5 protein-coding genes are annotated in these 3251 nt (G+C 62.8%); all 5 read right to left on the reverse strand.

The genetic code is table 11. The features are described 5' to 3' along the window. Window positions 1–305 (reverse strand): ParB N-terminal domain-containing protein (locus IT472_RS03050; RefSeq protein WP_297178183.1); only part of this gene is annotated, 305 nt, incomplete at its 3' end. Then, window positions 298–546: a hypothetical protein gene (locus IT472_RS03055; protein ID WP_008268494.1), complete on the reverse strand. Its 249-nt coding sequence runs from the start codon at window positions 544–546 to the stop codon at window positions 298–300. The genes IT472_RS03050 and IT472_RS03055, both read right to left, overlap by 8 nt. After that, complete coding sequence (locus IT472_RS03060; protein ID WP_297178193.1) at window positions 530–1405, reverse strand: ParA family protein; 876 nt, start codon at window positions 1403–1405, stop codon at window positions 530–532. Before IT472_RS03060 ends, IT472_RS03055 begins: the two co-directional genes overlap by 17 nt. A 42-nt stretch (window positions 1406–1447) precedes the next feature. Beyond that, window positions 1448–1660: an AlpA family transcriptional regulator gene (locus IT472_RS03065; protein WP_014603611.1), complete on the reverse strand. Its 213-nt coding sequence runs from the start codon at window positions 1658–1660 to the stop codon at window positions 1448–1450. Window positions 1661–1778: 118 nt separating this feature from the next. Beyond that, window positions 1779–2534, reverse strand: coding sequence for a hypothetical protein (locus IT472_RS03070; RefSeq protein WP_008265643.1), 756 nt, complete (start codon window positions 2532–2534; stop codon window positions 1779–1781). Window positions 2535–3251: the final 717 nt, after the last annotated feature.

The raw sequence follows: 3251 nt of genomic DNA on the forward strand, positions 1-3251 counted from the left end.
AGTTCGCGCAGGATTGCCAGTCGCGTGTTGCCGCCATTGCGGATGATGTAGTGATCGTCGCCGGGCCGCCGGGTGATGGCCGGAGCCGCGTCCAGGCCACGCTCGCGGATGGATGCCTTGATTTCCTCGTACACCGGATTGCGCTTCTTGCGCGGGTCGTGGTCGTAGGGGCGCAACTGGTCGAGCGTCACGACCATGGGCGTGTCGGCGATCGGGTCGCTCAAGGTCGTTGCTGACGGGCCGCTGCGCTCGAACCCGGACGCGAGCAGTTTGCCGGCCATCTGCTGGGAGGTGATCTCAGTCATGGCCGCCCCCCTGCGCTAGGGATCGGGTCTCGCGCTCGGCGCGACGGATCTGCGCACGGGCGTTGAGGGCTGCCCGGTGATCGCTGGCCGTCGAGCTGGTGTAGATCGCGGCGCAGCCTGCCTTGGTGAACTTGAGGTGACCGCCCGCCGTGCGCTTGACGTGCCAGCCTTCGCCGACGGCGAACTCGATCAGGGCGCGCAGCCGGCTGTGGCCTCGGGCCAGTTCATGTGCGTTGGCCATGGGGCCTCCTGGTATCAAGAGGCTGTGGCGGACGGCCGGACACTGCGGCAAATCGATCCTGCCACTGCGGGAGCAATTCGCCGGCAAGATCGCGCATGGTGGCGAGCGCGGCGGGAGCGACTCTGCCCACTGGCTGGCGGTACTCGACCCGATGCACCGGTAGGCCGCGCGTCGCGGCACGCGGATAAGCCTCAATGGCCGGCACGTCGGTGGCCAGAACCCGAATGCCGGTGTGGCCCTGGAACAGATCGCGCAGCGCCTGCTGGATCAGACGGGCGTTGGCGGACACCGGATGGACGCGGTTGATGAGCAGATGCAGCGGCGGCGGCTCGATGCCCAGCTGCCGGTACGGCGCAATGTCCGCGAGCAACTGCATGGTGCCGCGCCGCAGCTCGCGGGCGGCGAGGATTTCTGGGGTCACTGGCGACAGCGCGAGGTCGGAGGCCAGCACCGCCATCTCCAGCAGTACCGAGCGCGCGCCCTGGGTGTCGATCAGCACCAGGTCGTAGAGGGGTTTGAGCGCCGGAAGCAGATGCCGCAGCCGCAGGCGCCCGTCTGGCGCGTGCAGCAGCAAGGTGTTCAGTTCGCCTCGGTGGTCGTTGGAGAGCACCAAGTCCAGGCCCGTGATGATCGTGCGGGACACAAGCTGGTCGAGGTCGCGCTCGTTGAAGGCCAGCAATTCATAGATGCCGCCCGGCGCGCGGTGAGCCAGCTCGTAGTAGGAGGACAAGGTGGGCTGCACATCGAGATCGAGCAGCAGCACGCGCAGCCCGGCGTCCGCAGCGAGACCACCCAGGTTTGCAGCCGTGGTGGTCTTGCCGACCCCACCTTTGGTTGAAATGATGGATACGACCTGCATGGCGTTCTCCGTATGAGGATGGAAAGTCCGCGGGAGGACGGGTCAGGCCCGGTTGTTGACGCGCTCGTCGATCCACTGATCGATTTCGATGGAATCCCAGCCCACGGCGCGCACGCCCAGACGCAGCGCCTGCGGGAACTGGCGTTTCTTCATCAGGTTGTAGATGTGGGCGCGCTTGAAACCGGATTTCGCTTCGACTTCTTCCAGGCGCAGGATGCGGCGCTCGTTTGGCTGCAGTACAGGTGTTTGCGACATGGCGGTCACTCCTGAACGCTCAGTGGCGTTTGTTGGCGTGACCTCTATTCAATAGACACGGCTGCGAAAAGACATTGCAAATGCAATCTCCGCGACTGCACATACAAGCTGGCAAATCTCAGAGGGAAGTGCTACGCAGCCGGCGCCTGGCGGTGGCGAACTTGCCGTTCAATGTCCGCTCCGCGATGCCCATGGCACCGCTGTGATGGGCGACCAGCGCGCTGACCACGGCCTCCTGCGTCTTGAAGCTGGAGTACGGCGTGCCCGATGGCGACTGGCCGAGCATCAGCTCCAACAGGCCGCCAACGATGTTCAGGTAGGTGGCCTCGGCCCGATCACTGATCGGACACTGCGCGCATGCCGGAATCACCGTGGGCTGCTTGAGCAGCGCGTCATGCTTGTCCTGCAACTCGCGAAGCTGACGTTTGGTCTGTTCCAGGACGGATTTCAAAGCCTGGCGTTCGACCAGCATGGCTTGCCCTGTTTCCAGAGAGATGAAGGGATGGGTGATGCGCTCGCCGCGGGAGAAGAGAAAGCCGGGCCGCTGCTCGGGGTAGTGCTGGCGCATCCAGCACTTCAGATCGACATGGCGTACCGTCAGATCAGGCGATTCGATCAACGCGGTGTCGCGCGTCGTGATGCCGTGCTGCCCGAAGGGCAGTTCCCCGTTGAGGATGCCGTCATAGATGCGGTCGGTGTACAGCCGCAGTTCGCCCAAACGTGGGCAGTCCAGCGACTGCGGCAGATTCATAGGCGACGAGACCGAAGCCAGGATCACCTGCTCGTATCGCAGCAGTCCGGCCCAGCGGATGGATGCTTCGAGCGGGCGGTAGAACACCTTTGATGTTGGTGCATCATTTTTGTTCTCGTGCATGCTCCGTCTCCTTCCAGGAGAAGAACTACAGGGCCGACTGCTTTTGCAGCCGTCCTCATGGTCGGCCTGTTGTCCGCGCAAGACGCGAGTGATGACGCCCGCTTTTGATGACTTCTGATCAGTTCGCGCAACGAGTAGGCGTTGTGTGCTCGATGTGCAAAAATCCATCGGGCACAAGAAAACCGAGCGTCTGTCGCGGCTCGACAGTGACGCTTGCGCTATCAGGATCGTGAGAAGTGGCTGCTCTCGCAAAACCGTATCGGTATGGTCTGATGCGCCAGCGGTTTCAAAAAGCGGCGAACGCTCGGAATCTATTGATCGGGGCTTGAGATTGGCAACGAAAATCCGCTGGTGTCATATCCGATCGAGATACTGATATAGCGAGATAGCATTACCGAGAAGTCGCCTATGGTGACTGCCGAGCGCTGATTCGACGCTAAACGCTGCCTGCCAAAACGTGGAAATTGCGAGTTGGCCGCGCAGAAGACGGATGGGCGGCCATGCGAAGCGATCGACGTTCCGTCCTTTGACCTTGACCGGACGGTGCTGCCGCCCCGCCTCAGCTCAACGGGCGACGGGATCTTCGGGCATATCAACCAACATTGCCGTTTTTACCAGGCGCTCTACAGTCTGCCTGGCCAGCACCGGAGACGCCTCCGATTGCTCTGCAAGCTCATCGGTTTCTATGGCATGTGCGGCGACCAGTCGAGCTGCAAG

The sequence above is a fragment of the Thermomonas sp. genome (genome assembly GCF_020850895.1).
In the GTDB taxonomy this organism is placed as follows: Bacteria; Pseudomonadota; Gammaproteobacteria; order Xanthomonadales; family Xanthomonadaceae; genus Thermomonas.